Origin of the sequence: Ochrobactrum sp. CGA5 (assembly GCF_006345815.1) — a bacterium.
Classification (GTDB): Bacteria; Pseudomonadota; Alphaproteobacteria; order Rhizobiales; family Rhizobiaceae; genus Brucella.
In genome coordinates this window covers 101040-127083 of sequence record NZ_VCIG01000043.1, presented here as the reverse complement: position 1 = coordinate 127083, position 26044 = coordinate 101040, and the positions used below count along the sequence as shown (strand labels likewise).

Here is a 26044-nt window from a genome sequence, read left to right as displayed (position 1 = left end):
CTATTGTTGGAATAAAAATCTAATGAATAGAGTCGAAATCGGTTGAGAATGCGAACTGGTTCTAAAAATTGCGCTTGCAAAGTGAGGGGGTACACGTTTCGATAAGCGCAAGCTGCGAGCAATGGGGTGCGCGCGGCATGGTTTTTCCGTGGAGGCGGACAATAATGAAATTCTACCAAAAACTCCTGGCAGCGACCGCGCTGGTGGCTCTGATGAGCGGTGCTGCATCGGCAAAGACCTTTGTGTATTGCTCACCGGCTTCTCCTGAAGGTTTCGATCCCGCTGCCTATACTGGCGGTGATACGTTCGATGCCTCGGCTCATCCAGTGTACAACCGCCTTGCCGAATTTGAAAACGGAACGACGAAAGTTGTACCGGGTCTAGCAGAAAGCTGGGATGTTAGTGACGATGGTCTGGAATACACGTTCCATCTGCGCAAGGGCGTGAAGTTCCATTCGAACGATTATTTTACGCCAACCCGCGATTTCAACGCAGACGACGTGATCTTCTCGTTTGATCGCATGCGCAACAAGGACAACCCTTGGCACCAGTACACCGCTGGCATCACCTACGAATATTTCGACAGCATGGAAATGGGTGCGCTGATCAAGGAGATCACCAAGGTTGACGATTATACCGTCAAGTTTGTGCTGAACCGTCCGGAAGCGCCTTTCCTAGCAAATATCTCGATGCCTTTCGCGTCGATCCTTTCGAAGGAATATACGGACAAGCTCGCCGCCGATGGCAAGAAGGACGATCTAAACCAGGTTCCGATCGGCACCGGCCCGTTCCAGTTCGTCGCTTACCAGAAGGACGCTGTTGTCCGCTTCAAGGCAAACGACAACTATTGGGGTGGCCGTCCGAAGATCGATGATCTCGTCTTCGCGATCACGACCGATCCTGCTGTTCGCGCGCAGAAGCTCAAGGCTGGCGAATGCCACCTGATGTCCTATCCGGCTCCGGCTGACATCAAGGGCCTTCAGGCCGATTCCAACCTCAAGGTTGACGAACAGGCTGGCCTCAATGTGGCTTACTTCGCTTATAACACGCTGAAAGCGCCTTACGATAAGCCGGAAGTCCGCAAGGCGCTGAACCAGGCCATCAACAAGCAGGCCATCGTTGATGCCGTGTTCCAAGGGCAGGGCCAGGTTGCCAAGAACCCGATCCCGCCAACAATGTGGGGCTATAACGACAAGGTCGAGGATGACAAGTACGATCCGGAAGCAGCCAAGAAGGCTCTCGAAGCCGCTGGCGTCAAGGATCTCAAGATGAAGCTGTGGGCGATGCCTGTCAGCCGTCCTTACATGCCGAATGCACGTCGTACCGCTGAACTCATGCAGGCGGATCTGGCCAAGGTTGGCGTCAGCGCCGAAATCGTTTCGATGGAATGGGGTGAATACCTCAAGAAGTCATCCGACAAGGACCGTGATGGTTCAGTTATCCTCGGCTGGACCGGCGACAATGGCGATCCGGACAACTTCATGGGTACGCTTCTCGGCTGCGCTGGCGTCGGTTCCAACAACCGTGCCCAGTGGTGCTACAAGCCGTTCGAAGACTTGATCCAGAAAGCCAAGGTTTCGACCAGCCAGGAAGAGCGCACCAAGCTTTACGAAGAAGCGCAGGTGATCTTCAAGGAGCAGGCTCCTTGGAATACGCTTGCCCACTCGACGGTCTTTGTGCCGATGTCGGCCAAGGTTACGGGCTTCAAGCAGAGCCCGCTTGGCGACTATCGCTTCGAAGATGTCGATATCTCCGAGTAAAGTCTGACAACACCAGCGGCCGGGTGTGGAGGGTTCCTCCGCACCCGGTCGGAGTTTTTGTATGTTTCGTTTTATATTGAACAAACTCATCTATCTGGTGCCGACCTTCATTGGCATCACGATCGTTGCTTTCGCTTTCGTCCGGGTACTGCCCGGCGATCCCGTCCTGCTGATGGCAGGCGAGCGCGGCGTCAGCCCGGAACGCCATGCTGAACTGATGGCGCAGCTCGGCTTTGACCGCCCCATCTGGCAGCAATATCTGGATTATGTCTGGAACCTGCTGCACGGCGATTTTGGCCAGTCTCTGGTGACCAAGAAGCCTGTTCTCGTTGAATTTTTCACGCTGTTTCCAGCCACGGTAGAGCTGTCGATCTGCGCGATCATTGTGGCGATCTGCCTTGGCATTCCGGCAGGCGTCATCGCCGCCGTCAAGCGCGGTTCCTGGTTCGATCAGGGGCTCATGGGCATTTCGCTGGTTGGCTACTCAATGCCGATTTTCTGGTGGGCGCTTTTGCTCATCATCTTCTTCTCGGGCATTTTGCAGTGGACGCCGGTTTCAGGCCGCATTTCGCTCCTGTATTACTTTCCGTCGGTGACGGGTTTCATGCTGATCGACAGCCTGATGTCGGACCAGAAGGGCGCGTTCCTTTCGGCGGTCTCGCATCTCATCCTGCCGACCATCGTGCTGGCGACCATTCCGCTCGCGGTCATTGCGCGCCAGACGCGCTCGGCGATGCTGGAAGTGCTGGGTGAGGACTATGTGCGCACCGCCCGCGCCAAGGGTCTGCCGACGCGTCGCGTCGTGGGCATTCACGCGCTGCGCAACGCCATGATCCCAGTCATCACGACCATCGGCTTGCAGGTCGGTGTACTGATGGCCGGTGCGATCCTGACGGAGAGCATCTTCTCCTGGCCTGGCATCGGAAAATGGATGCTCGATTCCATTTTCCGCCGCGACTATCCGGTCGTGCAGAGCGGTCTGCTGCTGATTGCCGCCATTATCATGGTGGTCAATCTGGTGGTCGATCTGCTGTACGGTCTGATCAATCCGCGTATCCGGCATAAGTGAGGGTATCATGACACACTCAGCTATTCAGCCGGAAGCCGCGAACGACATTGGCAAGATGCGCGCGCTGAAGGATTTCTGGTTTTATTTCAGCGTCAATCGCGGCGCTGTAATCGGTCTTTTTGTATTCCTCGCGATCATTCTGGTTGCAATCTTTGCTCCGCTCATTGCGCCGCATGATCCCACGGAACAGTTCCGTGAATTCGTGAAGGTCCCGCCATTCTGGGAAAACGGCGGCTCGACGCAGTTCCTCCTGGGAACGGATGCGGTCGGACGTGATATCCTGTCCCGCCTGATTTACGGTTCGCAATATTCGCTGCTTGTCGGCTTCGTCATCGTCATCATTTCGATGTGCCTCGGCATCACCATCGGCCTTATCACCGGCTATTTCGGTGGCGGCGTCGATACGGTGTTCATGCGCATCATGGACGTTATCCTGGCATTCCCGTCGCTGCTGCTGGCGCTGGTTCTGGTGGCGATCCTTGGGCCGGGCCTGATCAATGCCGTTCTGGCGATCACGCTGGTCCTGCTGCCGCACTTCTCGCGTCTCACCCGCGCTGCCGTGATGGCGGAAAAGGAACGCGAATATGTGACCGCGGCCAAGCTTGCCGGCGCAAGCAAGTTGCGCCTCATGTTCAAGACCATCCTGCCGAACTGTCTCGCGCCCCTCGTGGTGCAGGCGACGATGTCGTTTTCCAACGCCATTCTCGACGTGGCAGCGCTGGGCTTCCTCGGCATGGGCGCACAGCCGCCAACGCCAGAATGGGGTACGATGCTTGCCGAAGCGCGTGAGTTCATCCTGAGCGCCTGGTGGATCGTTACGTTCCCCGGCCTTGCGATCCTGATCACTGTTCTCGCCATCAATCTGATCGGCGACGGCCTGCGCGATGCGCTTGACCCGAAACTGAAGAGGAGCTGATCAATGGCTCTGCTTGAAATCAGGAACCTTTCGGTTTCTTTCGATACCTCGACAGGACCCTTCAAGGCGGTGGACGGCATCGACATCACCGTCGACAAGGGCGAAGTGCTTGCGATTGTCGGCGAGTCTGGTTCGGGCAAGTCGGTCGGTATGCTCGCTGTCATGGGTCTTCTGCCCAAGACAGCAACTGTTACCGCAGACACCATGACCTTTGATGGCAAGGACTTGCAGGCGATGTCCGACAAGGATCGCCGCAAGATCATCGGACGCGACATTTCGATGATCTTTCAGGAGCCGGTTGCGAGCCTCAATCCGTGCTTCACAGTGGGTTATCAGCTTGAGGAAGTGCTGAAGCAGCACATTGGCATGAACGGCTCGGCCAGCCGTGCCCGTGCTATTGAGCTTCTGGAACTGGTCGGCATCCGTGATGCAGCGGAACGCCTGAAAAGCTTCCCGCATCAAATGTCGGGTGGCCAGTGCCAGCGCGTCATGATCGCAATCGCGATTGCATGCAACCCCAAGCTCCTCATTGCCGATGAGCCGACGACAGCTCTCGACGTGACAATCCAGAAGCAGATTCTCGATCTGCTGATGCGGCTTCAGGTGGAACACGGCATGGGGCTCATCATGATTACCCATGATATGGGCGTTGTGGCTGAAACGGCGGATCGTGTGATCGTGCAGTACAAGGGCCACAAAATGGAGGACGCTGACGTGCTGTCGCTGTTTTCCGCGCCCAAGCATCCTTACACCCGTGCGCTGCTCTCGGCTCTACCGGAGAATGCGACCGGCGACCGTCTTCCAACGGTGTCCGATTTCGTCTTTGAAAATAATGGTGCGGGAGAAGCGTGATGAGCGAGATTGTTCTCGAGGCGCGCGATATCAAGCGCGATTATCATGTCGGCGGTGGCCTGTTCGGCAAGCCAAAAGTGGTTCATGCCGTCAAGGGCGTGAGCTTCAAGGTGGAGAAGGGCAAGACGCTGGCGATTGTCGGTGAATCGGGTTGCGGCAAGTCAACGCTAGCCCGCATTCTAACCATGATCGATCCGCAGACTTCCGGTGAACTGACTATCGGTGGCACGGATGTGAACATCGCTCGCGATGGCCTGACGCCTGAGATGCGTCAGAAGGTGCAGATCGTGTTCCAGAATCCTTATGGCTCGCTCAATCCGCGCCAGAAGATCGGTGACGTTCTCGCGGAACCGCTCCTGCTCAACACCAACATGTCGGCGGAAGAGCGGCGCGCCAAGGCGATGCAGATGCTGTTGAAGGTTGGTCTTGGTCGCGAGCACTTCAACCGCTATCCGCACATGTTCTCGGGCGGCCAGCGCCAGCGTATCGCCATTGCGCGCGCGCTGATGCTCAATCCGAAGCTGCTGATTCTCGACGAGCCGGTTTCTGCGCTCGATCTGTCGGTGCAGGCGCAGGTGCTTAATCTGCTATCTGACCTGCAGGAAGAGTTCGGCCTCACCTATGTCTTCATCAGCCACGACCTTTCGGTGGTGCGCTACATCGCCGACGAGGTGATGGTGATGTACTTCGGCGAGGTGGTTGAATACGGTTCGCGGGACGATGTTTTCACCAATCCGCAGCACGATTATACGAAGAAGCTCTTTGCTGCGACGCCGCGTGCCGATGTCAATGCAATCAAGGCTCGTGTGGAAGCCCGTGCCGCTGCCAGGCAAGCCGCGGATAGCTGACCGCTATCTGGACTCGGCTTAGAAACATAAAACCGCACATGGAAATGTGCGGTTTTTGTTTGTGCGTTTTCTTTGCATAAGCCTATCGTATCGAAACGAAAGGCCGGCAAATGCGGCTCGCGGGCTTTGTTTTAGACTTGTGTTCCGCGTTGCTGGTGCCAGGCGAGCGCGCGCACAATGTCATCTGCTGCGATCTTGCCGATGATGGCGCCGTTTTCAATAATGCCGACATCCCCGCTGCTATCTGCCACGGCATTCATCAGCTCTCGCACCAGCGTTTCGCGCCGGGCGGTTGCTGCAAAAGGACGTGGCGCAGCATTGCGGTCAAAGGGTACCATGATGTCGCCTGCCCGAAGCACGCCGAGAGGGTTCATATGCGCAACGAAGTCTGTGACATAGTCGTCGGCGGGATGGAGAAGAATTTCCTGTGGTGTGCCGCACTGAACGATACGCCCGCCTTCCATAATGGCGATGCGATTGCCAATTTTCATAGCTTCATCAAGATCGTGGCTGACAAAGACGATGGTTTTCTTCAGGCGCGACTGGAAGGCCAGCAATTCGTCCTGCAGCCGGGTGCGGATCAACGGATCAAGCGCTGAAAACGGCTCGTCCATCAGCAGGATCGGCGCACCGGTTGCAAAAGCACGGGCAAGTCCGACGCGTTGCTGCATGCCGCCGGAAAGTTCTCCGACCTTGCGCCCAGCCCAATCCTGCAAACCCACAAGTTCAAGCTGGTCGCGGGCCTTGGTAAGACGCTCTTCCCTACCCATGCCGGAAATTTCCAGGCCGAAAGCGACATTTTCTTCGACTGTGCGCCACGGCAGCAGGCCGAACTGCTGAAACACCATGGAGACGAGTTCGGTGCGCAGATGGCGAAGGGTTCCGCGATCGGCCTTGCCGACGTCGATAGCGCGCTCGCCGTCCCGTACGAGAACACGGCCGCGCGAAATCGGATTAAGCCGGTTGATTGCGCGAAGAAGTGTTGATTTTCCAGAGCCAGAGAGCCCCATCAGAACGAGTATCTCGCCTTCTTCGATGTTGAGCGTACAGTTGTGGACGCCTAGAACGAGATCGGTTTCCGCCTGAATCTGGGAGCGGCTGTCGCCGCGATCCGCAAGAGCAAGTGCGTCATCAACATTCTTGCCGAAGATGATGCAGACGTCTTCGAGTGCGATAATGGTCATCCGCCTGCTCCTATTTCTCGCGTCCGGCGCGGAAGATACGGTCGAGCACGATGGCGACCACGACGATGACAAGTCCCGCCTCGAAGCCAAGGGCGGTATTGACTGAGTTCAGCGCCCGGACAACTGGCACACCGAGTCCATCAGCTCCGACAAGTGCTGCGATGACCACCATCGAAAGCGAAAGCATGATCGTCTGGGTCAGCCCGGCGAGGATTTGCGGCATGGCATAGGGTAGTTCGATTTTCCACAAGAGCTGTGATCGCGACGCCCCGAACGCTTCACCCGCCTCGATCAGCGATGACGGTGTCGACGATATGCCGAGATGCGTCAGGCGTACAGGCGCGGGTAGAACAAAGATTGCCGTTGCAAGCAGGCCAGGCACCATCCCGATGCCGAAGAAGACGATGGCCGGGATGAGGTATACAAATGTTGGCAGGGTCTGCATCAGGTCGAGGACCGGACGCATCGCGGCGTAGAGCGTTGGACGATGGGCTGCGGCAATACCGATCGGTACACCGATTGCCATACAGAGAAAGCAGGCCGACAGAACAAGGGTCAGGGTTTCAAGTGTGCGATCCCAGTAGCCCTGATTGATAATGAACAGGAAGCCGATCACAGTCAGAACGACCACAGAGATACGACGCTGGATGAACCACGCGATGACAGCGAAAATGGCGATCAGAAGTAGTGGATGCGGAAATTTGAGAATAAAAAGCAGCCCGTCAATGAGGCTTTGCATGACGGCGGCCAAGGTATCGAAAAAACCGCCCATATTGTCCGTCAGCCAGTCCACCACAGATTTGGCGGTCGGTCCGACAGGAATCTTATAATCCGTCAGCCAGTTCAACGATCAAGTCTCCTGCTGCGTGCTAGTGCATTTCCAGCAAAGGTGCGATGCGGTTTTGCGTTGGATAATGCGTAAAAAAAGAAAAAGATGCGGGCATCCCTGAAGTTACCGGGCCGTGTTCGTCGCAGTCCGGTAACGTGTCGGGATTAAAGGCCAAGCGCGGCCTTGACGGCTGGCAGGCCTTCCTTGCCGTCGACGGTCGTTACACCGGCGAGCCATTGGTCTAGTGCTCCCGGATTGGCTTTCAGCCAGTCGGTTGCAGCCTTTGACGGTTCTTCGCCATCATCGAGAATCTTGCCCATGATGTCGTTTTCGATATCGAGCTTGAATTCAAGATTGGTTAGGAACTTGCCGACATTCGGGCATTCCTGTGCGTAGCCGGAGCGGACATTGGTTTCGACCTTGGCGCCGCCGAGATTGGGGCCGAAGAAATCATCGCCGCCGGTTAGGTAAGCGATTTCGAAACGCTTGTTCATGGGGTGCGGCTCCCATGCCAGGAACACGACCGGCTCTTTGCTCTTGATGCTGCGCGCCACCTGCGCCAGCATGCCCTGTTCGGACGATTCCGCGAGTTCGAACGACTTGAGACCGAATGCATCCTTGTTAATCATGTCGAGAATCAGACGATTGCCGTCATTGCCCGGCTCAATGCCGTAGATTTTGCCGCCAAGCTTGTCCTTGAACTTGGCGATGTCCTTGAAATCCTTCAGGCCTTCGTCATAGGCGTATTTAGGCACTGCAAGCGTATATTTCGCTCCGGTCAGATTGGTGCGCAGCGTTTCGACGGTCTTGTTGTCCAGATAGGGCTGGAGATCGGCGGTCATCGACGGGTTCCAGTAGCCGAGGAACACGTCGATGTCCTTTTTGCTCAGCGACGCATAGGTTACCGGCACGGAGAGAACCTTGATATCTGTCTTGTAGCCGAGACCTTTCAGGATTTCGGTCGCCACCGCTGTCGTGGAGGTGATATCGGTCCAGCCGACATCCGAGAAGCGGACTGTCGAGCAGCTTTCCGGTTCAGCGGCGAAACTGGGTGTAGATGCGCCCAGCATTGCCGTTCCCGTGGCTAGCCCACCCAAGGCAAGCGTAAGCATATAGGTCGATACGGACTTCATTGTTCTCTCCATTTACCGGGCCGTTTTGACGGATTGATTATTTTTCCGGTTCCAGCTTTAGCAAACACCAAAGATTGCGCCATTCAAGTACCATAGCGGCGAAAATGTTCTCGATTGCGACGTTGGCCGCAGTTTCTGGCGGAAAACCGTTTCACACCAGACTTGAAACTGCCTTGAAGCTGTTCGTCGCTCATCATTTTCCGGAACCGACGGCCAAGGGGAAACGGGCAGGATTGCCACGCATTTGGCCGAAGCGAGTTGGCGCCATGTTACGGATCGGCCCTCGGGATTCAACCCTATCCGCGGAAAATGACGGATAAAATCAGTTGGATGGGGCTTCGAGGTTGTCGAAAAGATGAGCACACTCTATTTGAGAGCTGGAAGCTTTTTGAGATATGGCTGGTTGCGGATAGGACTTGCGATGCATAGGTCCGTAGGCGACGCATAAGCGGTGGAAAACCCGGAATTTCGGGTAAAAGGAAGGATTATTTACAGTGTGGAATGCAGTAAAGGGCGCTTTTTCCTTCCTGGGCCGTTTCATCGCGGCACTCGCTCGCCTGATTGCCATTCCGCTCGGCGGATTGTGGCGGCTTTTCCTGCGGCTCGGAATTTTGTGGAAAGTTGCGGTTGGGGTCGTCGTGATCGGTCTTGGCGGCCTTTACGTCTATTTCATCTGGCAGACTCAGGTATGGACAAATTTCGATCCTGACTATCCGGCCAAGTACAGCTATCAGGATGCGACCACGCCTGGTGAAGAGGTGAAAGCGGATACCGCCCCTGTTGAAGCACCGTCCACCGCAGCACCCGTGGAACAGCCTGCCGCCACATCCGAAACCAGTCAGACTGGCAATGAAGCATCTGCGAATCAGCCGGTTCAGGCCGCGCAATTGTCGTCTTCGGCGCGCAAATGTTCCCGTTCGGCCATCGCCGAAGTCGCCGCCGATCTCACCGACTTCAATGTCAACCAGAATGCGTGGATTTCCTCCATGCTTCTCTACAAGCTCGGTCTTTTCGGGCTGGACTGGGATCGCACGCCATTCCTCGACAACAAGGCGTCGTTCCAGCGCGGCATCAATGCTGCGGTACGCCGTACTGCGATTGAACTCGTCGACAATATTGGCCGTCTGCGCGGCACGTCGCAGATCGACGGCGATCTGCAAAAGGCGCGCGGCAATCTGCAATTTGCCGAAGATTCCTGGTATTTCGGCCTGAGCCCGTTCGGTCCGAAGACGCCGACGCCGAGCTATTACCGTTCGGCGATCAAGGATCTGCGTGCCTTCAACGGGCGGCTTGAAAATTGTCAGGCGACCTTCGATGCCCGCGCCGACAATCTGATCCAGTTTGTCGACCGTATCGCAAGTGACCTCGGTTCGACTTCGGCCATCCTCAAAGACCGCGCCGAGAATTACCACGCTGGCTGGTTCGACACACGTGCTGACGACCGCTTCTGGTTCGCCTATGGTCAGCTCTATGCCTATTACGGCCTGTTGCGCGCCGCTCATTCAGATTTCCGCGGTGTTCTGGCTGAAAAGCACCTCGACGGTGTTTGGGACGAGATGGAAAAGCAGATGCGCGCGGCACTCGACATGCAGCCCTTCATCGTTTCCAATGGCAGCCCCGATGCCTGGTTCACGCCATCGCACCTGACCACAATGGGCTTCTACATTCTTCGTGTCCGCTCCAATCTGGTCGATGTGAAGCAGGTTCTGGAGCGCTGACCGGTAATGGAACTGCCAGCTTCCTTGCGGCAGGCGGTGGATGCTGCGCTAGAGGGCGTGGCATTGGCCGACCTGAAGCGCGCATCTGAAATGCTTTCGCGCCGTTACCGCGCTGAAACGCGGGACGGACGCATGCACATTTCCGATGATCTTGCAGCAAAAGCCTATCTGGCGGCTCGCCTGCCTGCAACCTATGCGGCGGTTCGTGCCAGTCTGGACAGCGCTGCCGAGGTCTGTCCCGATTTCGCGCCGCAATCTCTGCTCGACGTTGGGGCCGGGCCGGGAACCGCGCTTTGGGCGGCGAAGCAGTGCTGGCCGACGCTTCAATCCGCAACCATGGTCGAGGCAAGTCCCGCAATCAGAGCCGTGGGCAGCGATCTTTCGCAAAGGAGCGGTCTGTCTCACCTCAACTGGCGGGCAGGAGATGTGGTTCGGGAGAAACTCGATTTTCCGTACGCAGATCTCGTGACCATTGCCTACGTGCTTGACGAACTTGCGCCTGAGAAGCGGCAGGCACTGATCGCGCGCTTGTGGGCGTCGGCGAGGCAAATGTTGGTGATCGTGGAACCTGGCACCCCGGCAGGCTGGCAGCGCATCCTCGATGTGCGGCGCGCGCTTGTTGCAGAAGGTGCAGTCATTGCGGCTCCCTGTCCGCACCAGTTCGATTGTCCGCTTGTCGAGCCCGACTGGTGCCATTTTTCGCGTCGCGTTGCACGTTCGCGCATTCATCGTTTGACCAAGGAAGCCGAAGTGCCGTGGGAGGATGAGAAGTTCATCTATCTCGCTGCGGTGCGCGAGGCGATCGAGGGTGTGGAAGCGCGTGTCATTGCCCCGACGCGGGTTGGCGGCGGCAAAGTTTCGGTTAAACTCTGCAAGGACGATGGTAGGGCAGAAGAACGTCTCCTGACCAAGCGTGATGGGGATCTGTTCCGTTGGGCGCGTCGCGCCGACTGGGGCGATGCGCTGATGAAAGATTGAGCCGGAAAGAAAACCCGGAACCAAAGCGATGAAGATCAGTCTGGTCCAGTTACGTCTGCTTGAAGCTGTCGCTGAAACCGGGAGTGTCGGTGCTGCCGCGCGGCGCTTGCGGCTTACGCAATCGGGAGCCAGTCAGTCGATTGCTACGCTGGAAAAAATCCTCGGGGTTGATGTGCTGGCGCGAAAGCGCGATGGCGCCGTCCTGACGGCGTTCGGGCAATCGATCCTTGCCGATGCCAGGACCGCCCTTGCAGCCATCGAGCGGATCGAGCTACAGGCACGATGCAGCGCTTCCGGCGTGCCCGAGCGGCTGCGCGTGGCGGCAATTCCAAGCCAGCTTGAATATGTTTTGCCTGATTTGCGCAAGAGGTTTCAGCGGCTCTATCCCGGCATCGATCTTAGCGGGTTTGAGGGCGGACACGACGAGGTTAGCCTTTGGGTGCGTGATGGTATTGCCGATCTTGGCATTACATCGTTGCCAACGCCCGAGCTTGAAGTACGGGAAGTTGTTCGCGAAGAACTTGTCGTGGTCGGACGACGCGACGATCCCTTTATGCGCAATGACACGATCGCCGCCAGGGACCTGCGGAACCACCAGTTGATCGCGGCGGCTGGCTGCGAAATGATTATCGACCGGATTATTCATGGCGATGGCGAAATGCGCAGCGAGCAGGTGCGCACCCGCGATGTGGCCACGGTGCTGGAAATGGTGCGGCATGGCATCGGCACGACGCTTTTGTCAGAAATCAGCCTGCCGGGTGCCGATCTGCATGGATTGCGGGCCCGCCGCCTCGATCCGCCGACGTTCCGCACGGTCTATATTGTTTTCCGGGCCGACAGCCCGGTCAGGCATCTGGTCGAAAGGTTCTGCGATATAGCAGTGGCGGCCAGAAGTCGCGCGGCATAAGAAACTCTAATATCTCATATCTTGCTTATCCGTGGCGCTCGCCCATGCCAGGGGTGCAATAGTCTGCGCTCTTTCTTTATCCTGCAGTGAGTGACCATGACAGCAATTACCGAAACCACCCCGACGAGCTCGATTTCCGACACCATACGCGGTCTAGCTTGGGGGCTGTCCGGGGTGCTGGTCTGGTCTGGTTCGTTTGTCCTGACCCGTTTCGGGTTCAAGACCGCATTGACGCCTTTCGACATCATTGCCCTGCGCTTTGGCGTGGCAGGGTTCGTGCTGCTGCCGGTTGTTCTTATGAAAGGGTTTGGCTTTCGCAAGCTTGGTCCCCTCGGCTTCGTGCTTCTGGCTTCCGGTGCCGGCGTTCCCTATGCGCTTGTGACCACCTGGGGCCTGCAATATGCTCCGGCGTCACACGCGGCAGCGCTGATTCCGGGACTGATGACCGTGATTGTTGCTATTCTCGGTACGGCGCTTCTCAACGAGCGTCTGGCGCCGTCGCGATGGTGCGGGGTCGTGCTGATCCTGATCGGTGCCCTGCTGATCGCGGGGCTGTCGCAACTGGGCGGATCGGAAATGCTCGGGCACCTTTTCTTTTTCGTCGCAGCACTGGTGTGGGCGGTCTATGTCATGGTGTTTCGCAGGAAGGGAATGGACGGGCTGCATGCGACTGCCGTCGCAGCTGTCACCTCGGCAATCGTCTATTTGCCGATCTATATGATCTTTCTGCCCAAGGGACTTGGCGCGACATCTTGGGGGGATATTGCCCTGCAAGGTTTCTATCAGGGCGTACTTACCTCGGCCTTTGGCGTCTTTGCCTTCAACCGTGCTGTCGTCTTGCTGGGAACGGCGGCAGGGGCAGCACTATCGGCGCTGATCCCTGTCATCACTCTGGTTCTGGCGCTTGTCTTGCTTGGCGAAGTGCCGGGCTGGACCGACACGCTCGCCGCCTTCCTGATCAGCCTCGGCGTGCTGGCGCTGAACAGGAAGGGCAAAAAACCTGCCGCCTCATGATGCCTGCAAGGCAGGTCTTGCGGCAGGGCGGTTGATGATGAAGACCATGGCGGCGGCGGCAAAGCACATTGCGCCCGCAAGGATCAGGGCCGGGGTGTAGCTGTCATAGTCGGTGCGCACGAGCCCCGCGAAGGCGGCTGCGGCCGCTGCGCCGATCTGATGGCCGGTGAAGACCCAGCCAAAGACAAGGCCAGCTTTCTCCGGGCCAAAACGCTCGGCGGCAAGCTTGACGGTCGGCGGCACGGTCGCCACCCAGTCCAGACCGTAAAAGACGGCGAACAGTGCCAGTTCGTAAACGGTGAAGTCGGTAAAAGTCAGATAGACCAAGGATAGGCCGCGCAGTGCATAGAACCAGAACAGGAGCCAGCGATTGTCGAATCGGTCGGACAGCCAGCCGGACATGATGGTGCCGATCAGGTCGAATGCGCCAATCACGGCGAGAATGCCCGCCGCACCGACTGGCGCAATGCCGAAATCACCGCAAAGCGTGATCCAGTGCGTTTGAATCAGGCCGTTCGTGGAGAAGCCGCAGACGAAGAAGGTCAGGAAAAGGACCCAGAAAGTTGCGGTTGAAGACACTTCGCGCAAGGTGACGAGCGGCGAAGCCAGCATGGCGCCAAGGCTCTTCCGGGGCTCAGGAGCCGGAAGCGGTGCGGTGCGACCGTAAGGCTTCAGCCCGATATCCGCCGGGTGATCGCGCATCAAAGCGAGAACCAGCACAAGGGCTGCAACAAGGAAACAGATGACGATGGTGAGCGATGTGCGCCAGCCGATCGTCTGGCTGACGCTGGCGAGGATCGGCATGAAGACCAGCTGGCCGGTGGCGTTGCTGGCCGTCATCAGACCAACGACAAGGCCGCGCCGCTTTTCAAACCAGCGTGCTGCGACCGTCGCACCGAGGACCAGCGCCGTCATACCGGTGCCAAGACCGATCACGACACCCCAAAGCGCAACCATTTGCCATTCCTCGGTCATGAAAATGGAACCGACGAGGCCAGTCGAAATCATGATGAGGGCGGCTGCAACCACCCGGCGCAGGCCGAACTGGTTCATGAACGCTGCCGCAAACGGTCCCATCAGGCCGAAAAGCACGAGGCGAAGCGCCATTGCGAAGGAGATGTTCGCATTCGTCCAGCCGAATTCACGCTGGAGCGGTTCGATCAGGATGCCTGCTGACCCCATAGCGGCGGCTGTCGCCAGCATGGTCAGGAAAGTTATGGCGGCGACGATCCATCCGTAATGGATGTTTCTCTGGTCGAGAAAGCTGGCAAGGCGGGCAGAAATCATCTTCAGCGCTTTCTGGTTCAAGCTAGCTATTGGCCAGCCACGGGTTTGATGGCGAAGCCGATCGCTCCATAGCGGGTATGCGGCTTCAGGTCATTGTTTTCGGTCAAGGGGTGTTTGATACCCGATCAATCGAGACTGCGAAGAAGGTTTTGCAATTGCTCTACGCCTTCCTTTCCCAGCCGAGTTTCGATTTCTTCTTGCGCCTGATTCCAGAGCGGAGCGCCTCGCTCCACGAGATGGCGACCTTCAGCCGTCAGCGCAACGCTGGTCTCACGGTGGTCTTCGCTGGCCGCCGGCTCGATCAGGCCCATGCGCTGCAGAACCTTCACATTGCGACCCATTGTCGAACGATCCAGCTCGGATAGATGTGCAAGTTCCGTCAGTGAAATGGAGCCAGCACGGCGTATTTTCCGCAGCGTACTGAACTGCGAAACATTAATGCCAAGCGGAGCCAGCGCATTGTCATAGATGCTTGATGTCTTGCGGGCTGCCTGACGCAGAAGGATACAGAAACAAGGATGAGGCATGTTGCGGGTATATACCCGCAATAGATTGATTGCAAGGCCGAAGTGAAAGCAGGGAGGTCGTTGCTGCCATTCAGTTGACAACAACGATGTGGGGGGATTTATCGTGCGTTAAACCCTGTTATACAGCGATACAGGCCGTCTCTTTCACTTCCTCCATCACGGCGTAGGTGTGCGATTCCCGCACGCCGGGCAAAGAAAGAAGCGCCTCCGAAAGGAAGCGCCGATAGTGATCCATATCGGATACACGGGCTTTGACCAGATAATCGAAGCCGCCGGCAACCATGTGGCATTCTAGAATGTCGGGATTGTTGCGGGTGAAGGTCGAGAAGGTCTCGAAGACTTCCGGCGTTGTACGGTCCAGTTTGATCTCAATGAAGACCAGCATGGCCCTGTCGAGCATCTTGGGTGAGAGCCTTGCCGAATAGCCGAGAATATAACCTTCCCGGGTCAGTCGCTTGACGCGTTCGGCGGTGGCTGTCTGCGAGAGATTTATGCGATCGGCCAGTTCGGTATTGGTCAGGCGTCCATTCTCCTGAAGGGCGCGCAAAATACTCCTGTCCATCGCATCGAGATTTTTCATCAGTGTCCCCAATGGCCGTTTATATGTGACGGCTCTGTTCTTGAATTTTGCATATGTATTTGAGTTGCCACGGAAATCAATCCGAAATCGGCTCTCGACGCAAGACGAAACTTGTTGGGTGGTCCTACATTTTTTTCGACTTTTCGGATGAATGCTGCTGAAAAGTCTGCATAAATGCAAACGGCAACTATAGGTTGCAATTAATATACAACCTTTGGTAATATTGCTGCGTATACTGAAAGTTATACTGCACGTAAAAATTGTATATGGGGTGGGCGACCCGGATATGGAGGAATTGTCCCAATCCTTCCGTTTCGTTCATCCCGCTTCTGAGGAAAACCCGGACAGCTTCAAACTGTCCGGGTTTTCTTTTGAAAGCTGCTGGAACTTCGTTCCGAAGATGGCGCGATTTCACGCTTCGCCGGTCGAATTTTCCGGTTGCAAGTGGACTCATTGAACGGTAACAGTATGTCCATGAACATTTCGCGCAATATCGTCATCAATGGTTGGTGGTGGGTCCGCTAAAAGCGGCCACGCAGGCGTTTGTGCAATTGCGTTTAGGAAACAGGCCGCTGGGATTATCCGGGCGGCCTTTTTGTTTGGCTGTTTGAATAAGACCGGCGGCAACCGGGTTCTGGAAATATTCGGAAGCAACTAAGATTTGGGATAGCCGATCATGAATGCGAAGATTGCGGATAGCGAGATATTCCGGCACGAGACGGCAGGCGGTATTGTCGTCGAGCGGGTGCGCCACCTTACGGCCTATAAAGGTGCGATCGAGACTTATATTGATGCTCTGAACGAACGGCGCGGTGCGGTGTTTTCGTCAAATTACGAGTATCCGGGGCGTTATACGCGATGGGACACGGCTATTGTGGATCCTCCCGTGGTCATCACCTCGCGCGCTCGCAGCATGCGCATCGAAGCGCTGAATGCCCGCGGGATCATTCTGCTGCGGCCTATCCTGGATACGATAAAGGCTCTTTCCGAAGTTGCGATCGATAAGGCTGAGGAAAGCCGTATCGAGCTGACCATCGCCGAGCCAAGCGGAACCTTCACCGAGGAAGAGCGCTCGCGCATGCCTTCGGTTTTTACCGTTTTGCGGGCGATTGTCGGCCTGTTCTTCTCCGAAGAGGATGCCAATCTTGGTCTTTACGGTGCCTTCGGCTACGATCTGGCGTTCCAGTTCGATCCCGTTGAGTACAAGCTGAAGCGCCCCGACGATCAGCGTGATCTGGTGCTGTTCATACCCGATGAAATCTTCGTCGCGGACCATTATTCGGCGCGTGCATGGGTGGATCGCTATGAATTCACCTGCGGCGGTTCTTCCACACATGGTCTTGCACGGGCTACGCCAGCCCAGGCATTCAAGCCGTCAGAAGCCAAGGCTGCGCGCGGCGATCACAATCCGGGCGAATATGCTAAACTCGTAGAGCGAGCCAAGGAAAGCTTCAAGCGCGGGGACCTCTTTGAAGTGGTTCCGGGCCAGACTTTCTATGAGCGCTGTCACACGGCGCCATCGGAAATCTTCCGCCGGTTGAAGACGATCAATCCGTCGCCCTATTCGTTCTTTATCAATCTAGGGGACAACGAATATCTTGTCGGCGCCTCGCCGGAAATGTTCGTGCGGGTCAATGGGCGGCGTATCGAAACCTGCCCGATCTCTGGAACGATCAAGCGCGGCGATGATGCAATTTCGGATTCGGAACAGATTCTGAAGCTGTTGAATTCCAAGAAAGACGAATCCGAGCTGACCATGTGTTCGGATGTGGACCGTAACGACAAGAGCCGTGTCTGTGAGCCTGGCTCGGTCCGCGTCATCGGTCGCCGCCAGATCGAGATGTATTCACGCCTGATCCATACGGTCGATCATATTGAAGGGCGCCTTCGTGACGGCATGGACGCCTTCGATGGTTTCCTCAGTCATGCGTGGGCTGTGACGGTCACCGGCGCGCCGAAGCTTTGGGCGATGCGTTTCCTTGAGGAAAACGAACGCAGTCCGCGCGCCTGGTACGGCGGCGCCATAGGAATGATGCATTTCAACGGCGACATGAATACGGGACTGACGCTGCGCACCATCCGCGTGAAGGATGGTGTGGCAGAAATCCGCGCCGGTGCAACGCTTCTGTTCGATTCCAACCCCGAAGAAGAAGAAGCGGAAACCGAATTGAAGGCATCCGCGATGATTGCGGCTGTGCGCGATGCACAGAAGAGCAATCATATTGCCGAAGAGCGCGTGGCGGCGAAGGTGGGCGAGGGGATTTCTATCCTGCTGGTCGATCATGAAGATTCCTTCGTGCACACACTTGCCAATTATTTTCGCCAGACGGGCGCTACGGTCGCGACAGTGCGTTCGCCCGTTGGCGATGACGTGTTCGATCGGGTCAAGCCGGACCTCGTGGTCCTTTCACCCGGACCGGGTACGCCGCAGGATTTCGATTGCAAGGCGACCATCGATAAGGCGCGCAAGCGAGAGCTGCCGATCTTCGGTGTCTGTCTTGGGTTGCAGGCGCTGGCCGAAGCCTATGGCGGCACGCTGCGCCAATTACGTATCCCGATGCACGGCAAGCCGTCGCGCATCCGCGTGTCGAAGCCCGAGCGTATATTCTCTGGCCTGCCAAAGGAAGTGACGGTCGGGCGTTATCATTCGATCTTCGCCGATCCAGAACGCCTGCCGGATGATTTCCTAGTGACGGCGGAAACGGAAGATGGTGTCATCATGGCTTTCGAGCACAAGCGTGAGCCGGTCGCCGCCGTTCAGTTCCACCCGGAATCCATCATGACGCTCGGCCACAATGCCGGAATGCGCATGATCGAGAATGTGGTCACGCATCTGGCGGGTAAGAACAAGGCGCGCCGCACCAACTACTGATCGAACGTGCTTCGTTCCTATGTCGAACCAGCCACAGCTATCGCTGCGGCTGGTTTTTTTATGCTTTTTCGATGTGTGCCCATTGCCTGCTTTGGCAACTCATTTGCAACTGTAATGCCTTGCATTTGCAGGAGAAAATTAAATGCGCGAACGTAAAAAATAGGGTACGAAGTTTTGCCTTTCTGGGGTATAGAACGGCTGTGAATTGCTGCTGCACATGCCACATACGTTGCGGATTCGTCCCACGTTCAAGCCAATGCGTGAGGGGCCAACAGTTGGCCCGCCCCGGTTTCGGGACAAGATAAAGACAATCAAAGGTTCATCATGGACGCGAGTGCAAAGGTTCGGCGGCTTGCCGCTTGGTCTATTCCCATTGCTTTCGGTGTGATGGGTCTGAAATATCTGGCCTACGCGCTCACAGGCTCCGTGGCTCTTTACTCGGATGCGCTGGAATCCATCGTCAATGTGATCGCTGCAATCGGCGCATGGTGGGCTATTCGTGTCAGCCATTTGCCCGCCGACAACAATCACCCCTTCGGGCACCATAAGGCCGAATATATCTCGGCTGTCGTGGAAGGCGTTCTGATCACGGTTGCAGCACTTCTGATTTTCCGCGAGGCTTGGTTTGCGCTTCAAACGCCGCGGATGCTCAATGAACCTTGGCTGGGTCTCGGTATCAACACGGCGGCCGCTGCCATAAACGGCTTATGGGCATCATTGTTGATTCGCACTGGTCGCAAGTCCCGCTCACCTGCGCTTGAAGCGGACGGCAAGCACATCATGACGGATGTGTTCACCTCCGTTGGTGTTCTGGTGGGGCTTGTTGGTGCTATTGTGACCGGTTGGGCCATACTTGATCCACTGCTCGCCATTCTGGTGGCAATCAACATTCTCTGGCAGGGGTGGGGCGTCATCAATTCCTCGATACAGGGGTTGATGGATATTGGTGTCGAGCCTACCGAGGAAATGCGCATTCGAGATGTCATTTCTTCCAACGCGGGTGGCGCTATCGAGGTTCATGACCTGAAGACACGTATTGCGGGCCGTGTCACCTTCATCGAGTTTCATCTGGTCGTTGCGGCGGATATGAGTGTTGGCGATGCCCATGCGATTTGCGACCGTATTGAAGAGGCCGTGAAGAAGGAGATCGACAGCGCGCACGTGGTTATCCATGTCGAACCGGAAGATGAGGCAAAGCTGCCGCCGGGAACCAGCGCGGTGCCGTTCGCCTGAATAAAATACTGTCTTGCACAGTACAAATCTCGCGTGTAAAAGCTTTTCTCATGACGATAACAAGCGCAACATCATTGGAACATTCCGCAGCGGCCTTCGGCGCGCGCGTTGATGTTTGCGTTCTAAACTCGCTTCTTACCCTCGGCCTTAGCGGCGATCGCCGGGCTCGCTGAAAGGAGCGTCCGGCGGTCGATCTCCGGTCGCAGGCCTGTGCTCCTTTCCAGAAAACCCTTTTAATCGATCAGTAGTGTCCGCGCTTGACGGTTTGAACCCGTCGAAAGCCGGGAGGAAACGAAAATGAATCAGTCTATTGCCGCGCCGCAATCACAATCCGTCTCCGAGCGTAAAGGCATGCCCGTAGCAGGCAGCAAATATTCGCCTTTCCCGGTTCCGCAGCTTGATGATCGCACCTGGCCGTCCAAGCGTATTGAAAAGGCACCGATCTGGTGCTCGGTCGATCTGCGTGACGGCAATCAAGCCTTGATCGATCCCATGGGGCATGACCGCAAGGAGCGCATGTTCCGCCTGCTGATCGAAATGGGTTTTCCTGAGATCGAAATCGGTTTTCCGTCCGCGTCGCAGACGGATTTCGACTTCTGCCGCTGGGCCATCGAACAGGGTAACGTCCCTGACGAAGTGGATTTGCAGGTTCTGGTCCAGTGCCGTCCCGAACTGATCACGCGCACCTTCGAGGCGCTGGAAGGCGCGAAATCGCCGATCATTCATTTCTACAACTCCACCAGTGAATTGCAGCGCCGCGTAGTCTTCGCCAAGGATGTCGGCGGTATCAAGCAGATCGCGACTGACGCCGCCAAGATGATTATGGATATGGCCGCGAAAGCGGGCGGTGGCTACCGTTTCCAGTATTCGCCGGAAAGCTTTACCGGCACCGAGCTGGATGTGGCTTTGGAAATCTGCAATGCGGTCATTGAGATCGTAAAGCCGACCGCAGACAACAAGCTGATCGTCAATCTGCCTTCGACGGTGGAGATGAACACGCCGAACATTTATGCCGACCAGATCGAATGGATGTGCCGCAATCTCGATAATCGTGAGAACCTGATTATCTCGCTGCACCCACATAACGACCGTGGAACAGGCATCGCCGCAACCGAGCTGGGCTTGATGGCCGGTGCGGACCGTGTTGAAGGCACGCTGTTCGGCAACGGCGAGCGTACCGGCAATGTGGATGTGGTGACGTTGGCGCTCAATATGTACACGCAGGGCGTGGACCCCGAACTGGACTGCTCCGACATCAACCGGATGAAGGAAGTCTATGAATATTCGAACCAGTTGAAGATTGCCGAGCGTCATCCTTATGTCGGCGAGCTGGTCTATACTGCTTTCTCCGGCTCGCATCAGGATGCGATCAACAAGGGCATGAAGGCGCGTCGCTCGGCCAACTCTCCGATCTGGGAAGTGCCCTATCTGCCAATTGACCCACAGGATGTGGGCCGTTCCTATGAAGCGATCATCCGCATCAACTCCCAGTCGGGCAAGGGCGGTATCGCCTACATTCTGCAGGCGGATTACGGCTTGAACCTGCCACGCAACCTTCAGGTTGAGTTCCGCGAGATCGTCCAGAACATCACCGATGAGGAAGGCAAGGAACTGCCGTCGAAGCGCATTCACGACGAGTTCCAGCAGCTTTATGTGACGCAGCCCGATGCCCGCATCAAGTTCGTGGATCACCACACCATGCCCGATCCCGAACAGAAGGGCCGCCGCATCCTGACCGCCGAAATCACTGATAACGGCGTGACCAAGAACATCGAGGGCAAGGGAACGGGACCGATTGACGGTTTTGTCGACGCGCTTTCCAAATATCTCGGTGTGAAGATGTCGGTTGTCGACTATTCCGAACATTCACTACAGCAGGGTTCGGACGCTTCGGCCATCTCTTACGTCGAAATGGCTCATCCAGGCGGCAAGCTGTTCGGCGCCGGTATCAATGACAATATTGTCAGCGCTTCACTGGAAGCCATCGTATCGGCCGCCAACCGCGTTATTGGCAAGTGAGACAACGCAAACAGAATAGAAACGGCGCTTCGGCGCCGTTTTTGTTATAGAGTTAATAAAGAATGCGCTCGTTGAGCTTCGTTATTTTCTCGCTTGCATCAGAGACGCCGTGCTCTTCCATCAGGCAGGACCATTCGCCACCAGGCCGCTTATCGATATTGAATATATTATAGCGGGCAGCGGGCTTGTGGCCGCCGAAATTCTGGCTCGCTGACGGCACGCTGATAACTGGAATCTGGCCATTTGGCCCCTCGATCTCGTAATGTGTGATCTGATGCGTATGGCCGTGAAGAACCAGTTCCGTCCCATGCTTGCGTATGATCTTCTGGAAACGGCGAATGCCATAGAGCCGCTTATGGGCAGGCGTCGCGCCATAGATCGGCGGGTGATGGATCATTACAACGCGGAAGAGCCCGCGCGCACCGGCTTCATCCAGCATTGCGGCCAGACGCTTGCCCTGTGCAGATCGGAAATCACCGCTCGCCATAAAGGGGGCCGTCGCCCGCGCTGACGACACACCGATCAATGCAACGGGTCCACGCACGCGCATATAGGGAAATCGCGGGCGGTTGCCCTTGTTGTCGATGGCGTCGCCGCGCATCCATGGTTCCCATTTCCGGCACGCCTTGTCGAGCGCGCCCGGAACATAAGCATCATGATTGCCCGGAACGACCGAGACATCGTCCGGGTTGCCCAATCTGGACAGCCAGTCATAGGCAATATCGATCTCAAGATTGAGCGCCAGATTGACGAGATCACCCGTCACTGCAATATGATCCGGCGTTTGCGCCTGCATGTCGCTGATGAGAGTGTCCAGAACTGTTCCATGCATCGCGTTTTTGCGATTGCGCAGCCAGTTGATATAGCCGGTAATACGCTTCGATGCCAATTCGCGATATCGTACGCGCGGCAGGGGCGAAAGGTGTATATCAGAGATATGGGCGAGGCGAAACATAAGGCCCATTTACTGGATAATGCGTGAAACCGAAACCTGTTTAGCGACTTTTTGTTGATGTCATTGCTGTTTTGGATAGAGGTATATTGCCTCGCGGAGAGACGGTATGCGTTTTCGTCATTTCATATTTCATACTTATTTTCTGATACGACGCCCGATGACGTTGGGTGTCAGAGCAATTGTCTTTGATGAAAAGAAGAATTCCGTTTTCCTTGTCAGGCATACCTATGTGCCCGGATGGCAATTGCCGGGCGGAGGGGTCGAACGCGGCGAGACCTTCGGGCAGGCGCTGGAAAAGGAGTTGCGCGAAGAGTGCAATATTGTGCTGAAGGGTGCGCCACGGCTTTTCGCGCTTTACAAAAACGCTCATGCATCGCCGCGCGATCATGTGGCGCTTTATGTGTGCAAGCAATTCGAGCAGACAGCGCCGCGTTTGCCTGACCGCGAAATAGCGGAGTGCGGCTTTTTTACCCTCGACAGTTTACCGGAGGGAACGACGCCCTCGACGAAGCGGCGCTTGCAGGAAGCGCTTCACGATTTGGAGCCGTTGCCCAATTGGTGAAGGCACGCTGCCGCGCCTCCACCGTGACATTCGGAATTTTAGAACCGGTAGGTGACGCCCGTACCGATAAGCCATGGATTGAGCTTGGCTTTGCCGCTGACTTCCGTGCCGCCGATCAGGGTGGCGTCGAACTTGGGTTCCAGGAACAGCTTCTTGACGTCAAAATTCACGCCCCAATGCTCGTTGAGCATGTAGTCGAAGCCGATTTGCAGCGCGCCGCCGAATGCATTTTTGACCTTGAGGTATTCAACGCCTGTCGCATCCTGATTGTAGAACATGGTGTAGTTGACGCCCGCTCCGACGTAAGGCTTGAAGGCGCCGAAATTAGTAAAGTGATATTGCATAGTGAGGGTGGGCGGCAGAATCCATGCCTTGCCGATTTTGCCCAGCCCGTCGATTGAGCCGGCACCGTTGATATTGGCATAGGTCGTGCCGAGAATGAGTTCGGCGGCAAAATTGTCGGTGAAATAATAGGTGATATCGAGTTCAGGCGTGATCGACTTGGAGTAGTCGAGATCCGAACCCGAAACGCCGTTCACATAGCCGGAATTCTGGGGGATGACGCCGAGCGCGCGAACACGAATCTGCCATGGAGACAGGGCTTCCGGCACAGCCTGAATTTCTGAAGCGGGCTGTGCTACGATGGCATCCGCAGCAAATGCAGCCGGTACGGTGAAGGTCAGCGCGGTCGCGGCCAGCAATCCACTCATGAAGCGGTTCATCTTCTCTCTCCTTAAGTCGTGGTCGGTCTTGGGAACGTAGTGATGCGTGCAATCTGGACCACGCAAGGAAACGCCCCATTGATCGAAATCAAAGGGGCACTTGAGATTTGAGAAAGTGCTGATGTTCCACCAATAGTGTTGCAGGAAGAACGCAGTTCATCCGATCAGGCCATAGAACATGTCCAGTTTGAACCGAAACGTTGGAAATGCTCTATCTTTTTGTTTTTACGCAAGATCGCTTCGCGCTTTTGCTGGAAATGCTATAGGGAAACGATCCCGCTCATGAGGTGCGGAGAAGTCGATCTCCGGTCCGAGCGGCACAACGCCGGTCGGGTTGATCGTCTTGTGGCTGCGATAGTAATGGCCCTTGATGTGCTCCATGTTCACAGTCGCGGCCACGCCTGGCACCTGGTAGAGCTCGCGCGTGTAGTTCCACAGGTTCGGGTAATCGGCAATCCGGTGCAGATTGCACTTGAAATGACCGACATAAACCGGGTCGAAGCGCAACAGTGTCGTGAACAGCCGCCAGTCGGCTTCGGTCAGGCGTTCGCCGGTCAGATAGCGCTGCCGCGAAAGACGGTCCTCAAGCGTATCAAGTGCTGCGAACAGTTGCCCGAACGCTTCCTCATAAGCTTCCTGCGTCGTGGCGAACCCGGCGCGATAAACCCCGTTGTTGATATTGGGGTAGATAAAATCATTGAGCGCATTGATTTCGCCGCGCAGCGCTTCTGGATAGAAGTCGAGCGAAGCATCACCGAATTCGTTGAAGGCTGTATTGAGCATGCGAATGATTTCCGACGATTCGTTGGAAACAATCGTCTGGCGCCGCTTGTCCCACAGAACGGGAACGGTCACGCGACCGGAATAATTCGGATCAGCGCGGGTGTAGATTTCATGAAGACGTTTTGAGCCGTAAAGCGCATCGCCTGTGCTGCCGGTCGTGCCGTAGAAGGTCCAGCCTTCTTCCGCCATCAGATAATCCACGACCGAGACGGAAATTACTTTCTCCAGCCCTTTCAGCGCGCGGAAGATCAGCGTGCGATGTGCCCACGGACAGGCGTAGGAAACATAGAGATGATAGCGGCCAGGTTCGGCCTTGAAGCCGCTTTCGCCGGTTGGGCCGGGGCTGCCGTCTGCAGTTACCCAGTTGCGGAATTGCGATTTTGACCGTTCAAAACGGCCTTTCGTGCTTTCGGTGTCGTACCAGACATCGTGCCACTTGCCATCGACCAGAAGTCCCATGAGATTTCTCCTTTTGGAAAGAGAATAGGTCGAGGAGCGCCATTTTGCAGGATCGCAAGCCGTGAACAGTGCGTAACGGTGCCAAAAAGAACAGTCATTTCCGCCATTTTGAAAAAACAGGCTTGATCTCTGTCCATTTTGGTGTAATGCACCTTCCAGATTGCGGTCGTCATGCCGCCTGGGAGAACGCTGTAATGGAAATGCTTTTCATCCGACGATGAAACTTGGACCGTGCCAAAACGCACGGAACGCATTCCATTGACCTGATGGTCCCCGACTTCTCCTATTGCGATCTTAAGCCCATGCAGCAGCTTGAACTGACCTATGCGCAGGAATGCCCGGCGCACGACATTGAAATTGAAGCCATTAACGCGGAAGCCTTCGGACCGGGACGGTTTACGCGCGCCGCGCATTTCATCCGTGAAGGCGGTCCGCACACTCTCGATCTTTCCTTTGTGGCGTTGATGGGCGGGATTGTCGTCGGGTCTGTGCGGCAGACGCCGGTTGTCATCGGCAAGACGCCCGCGCTTTTGCTCGGACCGCTTGCCGTCAGGCCGGAATGGAAAAAGCGGGGCATCGGCGGCAATCTGATGCGCATGTCGCTGGAGGCAGCCCGGAAGGCTGGCCACAAGCTGGTTGTCCTCGTCGGCGACGAACCCTATTACGGCACGTTCGGTTTCAAGATGGTGGCACCGGGTTCCATGCTCATGCCAGCGCCGGTCGATCCGCGCCGGATGCTCGCCTGCGAACTCGCGCCGGGCGCGCTGAACGGCGTCAGCGGCATCGTGCGCCATGCCAACCAGGCCTGATTGATCTTACCCTGATACTTCGACAGGC

General features: G+C 56.4%; 23 protein-coding genes. 14 read left to right on the top strand and 9 right to left on the bottom strand.

Going from position 1 to position 26044, the window contains the following annotated elements; all coding sequences use genetic code 11:
* Positions 1-164 precede the first annotated feature (164 nt).
* The 5 genes from FJQ48_RS21155 (at position 165) to FJQ48_RS21135 (ending at position 5445) form a co-directional block, all read left to right on the top strand.
* A complete protein-coding gene (locus tag FJQ48_RS21155) occupies positions 165-1760 on the top strand; it encodes an ABC transporter substrate-binding protein (protein ID WP_139976891.1) in 1596 nt (531 codons plus the stop codon).
* A gap of 61 nt (positions 1761-1821) precedes the next feature.
* The gene (locus FJQ48_RS21150) at positions 1822-2829 is read left to right on the top strand and encodes an ABC transporter permease subunit (RefSeq protein ID WP_139976890.1); all 1008 of its coding nucleotides are present in this window, start codon (positions 1822-1824) and stop codon (positions 2827-2829) included.
* Positions 2830-2836: 7 nt separating this feature from the next.
* On the top strand, positions 2837-3745 hold the full coding sequence (locus tag FJQ48_RS21145; protein WP_139976889.1) for an ABC transporter permease subunit: 909 nt from the start codon (positions 2837-2839) through the stop codon (positions 3743-3745).
* Between the two features lie 3 nt (positions 3746-3748).
* Positions 3749-4597 carry an ABC transporter ATP-binding protein gene (locus FJQ48_RS21140; RefSeq protein ID WP_139976888.1) on the top strand — a complete coding sequence of 283 codons (849 nt, stop codon included), beginning with the start codon at positions 3749-3751 and terminating at the stop codon, positions 4595-4597.
* Positions 4597-5445, top strand: a complete 849-nt coding sequence (locus tag FJQ48_RS21135) for a dipeptide ABC transporter ATP-binding protein (RefSeq protein ID WP_139976887.1) — start codon at positions 4597-4599, stop codon at positions 5443-5445. The genes FJQ48_RS21140 and FJQ48_RS21135 overlap by 1 nt, the downstream gene beginning before the upstream one ends.
* A 131-nt stretch (positions 5446-5576) precedes the next feature.
* Here FJQ48_RS21135 and choV read toward each other — a convergent pair whose 3' ends face one another.
* The 3 genes from choV to FJQ48_RS21120 all read right to left on the bottom strand — a co-directional run bounded on the left by choV (position 5577) and on the right by FJQ48_RS21120 (position 8591).
* Positions 5577-6629, bottom strand: a complete 1053-nt coding sequence (choV, locus tag FJQ48_RS21130) for a choline ABC transporter ATP-binding protein (RefSeq protein WP_139976886.1) — start codon at positions 6627-6629, stop codon at positions 5577-5579.
* Between the two features lie 10 nt (positions 6630-6639).
* The gene (choW, locus tag FJQ48_RS21125; protein ID WP_139976885.1) at positions 6640-7476 is read right to left on the bottom strand and encodes a choline ABC transporter permease subunit; all 837 of its coding nucleotides are present in this window, start codon (positions 7474-7476) and stop codon (positions 6640-6642) included.
* Positions 7477-7622: 146 nt separating this feature from the next.
* A complete protein-coding gene (locus FJQ48_RS21120) occupies positions 7623-8591 on the bottom strand; it encodes a choline ABC transporter substrate-binding protein (protein WP_139976884.1) in 969 nt (322 codons plus the stop codon).
* Positions 8592-9085: 494 nt separating this feature from the next.
* Between FJQ48_RS21120 and FJQ48_RS21115 the strand changes: the two genes are divergently transcribed.
* The 4 genes from FJQ48_RS21115 to FJQ48_RS21100 all read left to right on the top strand — a co-directional run bounded on the left by FJQ48_RS21115 (position 9086) and on the right by FJQ48_RS21100 (position 13208).
* The gene (locus FJQ48_RS21115) at positions 9086-10309 is read left to right on the top strand and encodes a DUF2333 family protein (RefSeq protein WP_139976883.1); all 1224 of its coding nucleotides are present in this window, start codon (positions 9086-9088) and stop codon (positions 10307-10309) included.
* Between the two features lie 6 nt (positions 10310-10315).
* Complete coding sequence (locus FJQ48_RS21110) at positions 10316-11287, top strand: small ribosomal subunit Rsm22 family protein (protein ID WP_139976882.1); 972 nt, start codon at positions 10316-10318, stop codon at positions 11285-11287.
* A gap of 28 nt (positions 11288-11315) precedes the next feature.
* Positions 11316-12194 (top strand): LysR family transcriptional regulator, encoded by an 879-nt coding sequence (locus tag FJQ48_RS21105; RefSeq protein ID WP_139976881.1) that lies wholly within the window; start codon positions 11316-11318, stop codon positions 12192-12194.
* Between the two features lie 96 nt (positions 12195-12290).
* Positions 12291-13208, top strand: a complete 918-nt coding sequence (locus FJQ48_RS21100) for a DMT family transporter (RefSeq protein ID WP_139976880.1) — start codon at positions 12291-12293, stop codon at positions 13206-13208.
* Here the strand turns inward: FJQ48_RS21100 and FJQ48_RS21095 are convergent.
* The 3 genes from FJQ48_RS21095 to FJQ48_RS21085 all read right to left on the bottom strand — a co-directional run bounded on the left by FJQ48_RS21095 (position 13203) and on the right by FJQ48_RS21085 (position 15602).
* Positions 13203-14495, bottom strand: coding sequence for an MFS transporter (locus FJQ48_RS21095; RefSeq protein ID WP_139977079.1), 1293 nt, complete (start codon positions 14493-14495; stop codon positions 13203-13205). The genes FJQ48_RS21100 and FJQ48_RS21095 overlap by 6 nt on opposite strands.
* Positions 14496-14620: 125 nt before the next feature.
* Complete coding sequence (locus FJQ48_RS21090; RefSeq protein ID WP_139976879.1) at positions 14621-15022, bottom strand: MarR family winged helix-turn-helix transcriptional regulator; 402 nt, start codon at positions 15020-15022, stop codon at positions 14621-14623.
* Between the two features lie 118 nt (positions 15023-15140).
* Positions 15141-15602: an Lrp/AsnC ligand binding domain-containing protein gene (locus FJQ48_RS21085; RefSeq protein WP_139976878.1), complete on the bottom strand. Its 462-nt coding sequence runs from the start codon at positions 15600-15602 to the stop codon at positions 15141-15143.
* 676 nt (positions 15603-16278) lie between these two features.
* Here FJQ48_RS21085 and FJQ48_RS21080 point away from each other — a divergent pair.
* The 3 genes from FJQ48_RS21080 to leuA all read left to right on the top strand — a co-directional run bounded on the left by FJQ48_RS21080 (position 16279) and on the right by leuA (position 21726).
* Complete coding sequence (locus tag FJQ48_RS21080; protein ID WP_139976877.1) at positions 16279-18474, top strand: anthranilate synthase component I; 2196 nt, start codon at positions 16279-16281, stop codon at positions 18472-18474.
* A gap of 324 nt (positions 18475-18798) precedes the next feature.
* Positions 18799-19707 carry a cation diffusion facilitator family transporter gene (locus FJQ48_RS21075; RefSeq protein WP_139976876.1) on the top strand — a complete coding sequence of 303 codons (909 nt, stop codon included), beginning with the start codon at positions 18799-18801 and terminating at the stop codon, positions 19705-19707.
* 297 nt (positions 19708-20004) lie between these two features.
* Positions 20005-21726, top strand: a complete 1722-nt coding sequence (gene leuA, locus FJQ48_RS21070) for a 2-isopropylmalate synthase (protein WP_139976875.1) — start codon at positions 20005-20007, stop codon at positions 21724-21726.
* 52 nt (positions 21727-21778) lie between these two features.
* On the opposite strand, the gene FJQ48_RS21065 is transcribed toward leuA, so the two are convergent.
* Positions 21779-22681: a metallophosphoesterase gene (locus tag FJQ48_RS21065; RefSeq protein ID WP_139976874.1), complete on the bottom strand. Its 903-nt coding sequence runs from the start codon at positions 22679-22681 to the stop codon at positions 21779-21781.
* Between the two features lie 106 nt (positions 22682-22787).
* On the opposite strand from FJQ48_RS21065, the gene FJQ48_RS21060 reads away from it, so the two are divergent.
* Positions 22788-23243 carry an NUDIX domain-containing protein gene (locus tag FJQ48_RS21060; RefSeq protein WP_139976873.1) on the top strand — a complete coding sequence of 152 codons (456 nt, stop codon included), beginning with the start codon at positions 22788-22790 and terminating at the stop codon, positions 23241-23243.
* A gap of 38 nt (positions 23244-23281) precedes the next feature.
* Here the strand turns inward: FJQ48_RS21060 and FJQ48_RS21055 are convergent, their stop codons facing one another.
* Together FJQ48_RS21055 and FJQ48_RS21050 are read right to left on the bottom strand one after the other, a co-directional pair.
* Positions 23282-23965, bottom strand: a complete 684-nt coding sequence (locus tag FJQ48_RS21055) for an OmpW family protein (RefSeq protein WP_139976872.1) — start codon at positions 23963-23965, stop codon at positions 23282-23284.
* A gap of 225 nt (positions 23966-24190) precedes the next feature.
* Positions 24191-25207 carry a glutathione S-transferase family protein gene (locus tag FJQ48_RS21050; protein WP_139976871.1) on the bottom strand — a complete coding sequence of 339 codons (1017 nt, stop codon included), beginning with the start codon at positions 25205-25207 and terminating at the stop codon, positions 24191-24193.
* 302 nt (positions 25208-25509) lie between these two features.
* On the opposite strand from FJQ48_RS21050, the gene FJQ48_RS21045 reads away from it, so the two are divergent.
* Positions 25510-26016: an N-acetyltransferase gene (locus FJQ48_RS21045; protein WP_139977078.1), complete on the top strand. Its 507-nt coding sequence runs from the start codon at positions 25510-25512 to the stop codon at positions 26014-26016.
* The last annotated feature ends 28 nt before the right edge of the window (positions 26017-26044 follow it).

Bases quoted from the DNA above. Each gene is read 5' to 3' on its own strand.
- FJQ48_RS21080 (WP_139976877.1), top strand. From the start codon at position 16,279: ATGAATGCGAAGATTGCGGATAGCGAGATATTCCGGCACGAGACGGCA.
- FJQ48_RS21065 (WP_139976874.1), bottom strand. From the start codon at position 22,681: ATGTTTCGCCTCGCCCATATCTCTGATATACACCTTTCGCCCCTGCCG.
- FJQ48_RS21055 (WP_139976872.1), bottom strand. From the start codon at position 23,965: ATGAACCGCTTCATGAGTGGATTGCTGGCCGCGACCGCGCTGACCTTC.
- FJQ48_RS21045 (WP_139977078.1), top strand. From the start codon at position 25,510: ATGCAGCAGCTTGAACTGACCTATGCGCAGGAATGCCCGGCGCACGAC.
- FJQ48_RS21085 (WP_139976878.1), bottom strand. From the start codon at position 15,602: ATGAAAAATCTCGATGCGATGGACAGGAGTATTTTGCGCGCCCTTCAG.
- FJQ48_RS21060 (WP_139976873.1), top strand. From the start codon at position 22,788: ATGCGTTTTCGTCATTTCATATTTCATACTTATTTTCTGATACGACGC.
- FJQ48_RS21050 (WP_139976871.1), bottom strand. From the start codon at position 25,207: ATGGGACTTCTGGTCGATGGCAAGTGGCACGATGTCTGGTACGACACC.
- FJQ48_RS21075 (WP_139976876.1), top strand. From the start codon at position 18,799: ATGGACGCGAGTGCAAAGGTTCGGCGGCTTGCCGCTTGGTCTATTCCC.
- choV (WP_139976886.1), bottom strand. From the start codon at position 6,629: ATGACCATTATCGCACTCGAAGACGTCTGCATCATCTTCGGCAAGAAT.
- FJQ48_RS21100 (WP_139976880.1), top strand. From the start codon at position 12,291: ATGACAGCAATTACCGAAACCACCCCGACGAGCTCGATTTCCGACACC.
- FJQ48_RS21090 (WP_139976879.1), bottom strand. From the start codon at position 15,022: ATGCCTCATCCTTGTTTCTGTATCCTTCTGCGTCAGGCAGCCCGCAAG.
- FJQ48_RS21155 (WP_139976891.1), top strand. From the start codon at position 165: ATGAAATTCTACCAAAAACTCCTGGCAGCGACCGCGCTGGTGGCTCTG.
- FJQ48_RS21135 (WP_139976887.1), top strand. From the start codon at position 4,597: ATGAGCGAGATTGTTCTCGAGGCGCGCGATATCAAGCGCGATTATCAT.
- FJQ48_RS21110 (WP_139976882.1), top strand. From the start codon at position 10,316: ATGGAACTGCCAGCTTCCTTGCGGCAGGCGGTGGATGCTGCGCTAGAG.
- FJQ48_RS21140 (WP_139976888.1), top strand. From the start codon at position 3,749: ATGGCTCTGCTTGAAATCAGGAACCTTTCGGTTTCTTTCGATACCTCG.
- FJQ48_RS21095 (WP_139977079.1), bottom strand. From the start codon at position 14,495: ATGATTTCTGCCCGCCTTGCCAGCTTTCTCGACCAGAGAAACATCCAT.
- FJQ48_RS21105 (WP_139976881.1), top strand. From the start codon at position 11,316: ATGAAGATCAGTCTGGTCCAGTTACGTCTGCTTGAAGCTGTCGCTGAA.
- FJQ48_RS21145 (WP_139976889.1), top strand. From the start codon at position 2,837: ATGACACACTCAGCTATTCAGCCGGAAGCCGCGAACGACATTGGCAAG.
- leuA (WP_139976875.1), top strand. From the start codon at position 20,005: ATGAATCAGTCTATTGCCGCGCCGCAATCACAATCCGTCTCCGAGCGT.
- FJQ48_RS21150 (WP_139976890.1), top strand. From the start codon at position 1,822: ATGTTTCGTTTTATATTGAACAAACTCATCTATCTGGTGCCGACCTTC.
- FJQ48_RS21120 (WP_139976884.1), bottom strand. From the start codon at position 8,591: ATGAAGTCCGTATCGACCTATATGCTTACGCTTGCCTTGGGTGGGCTA.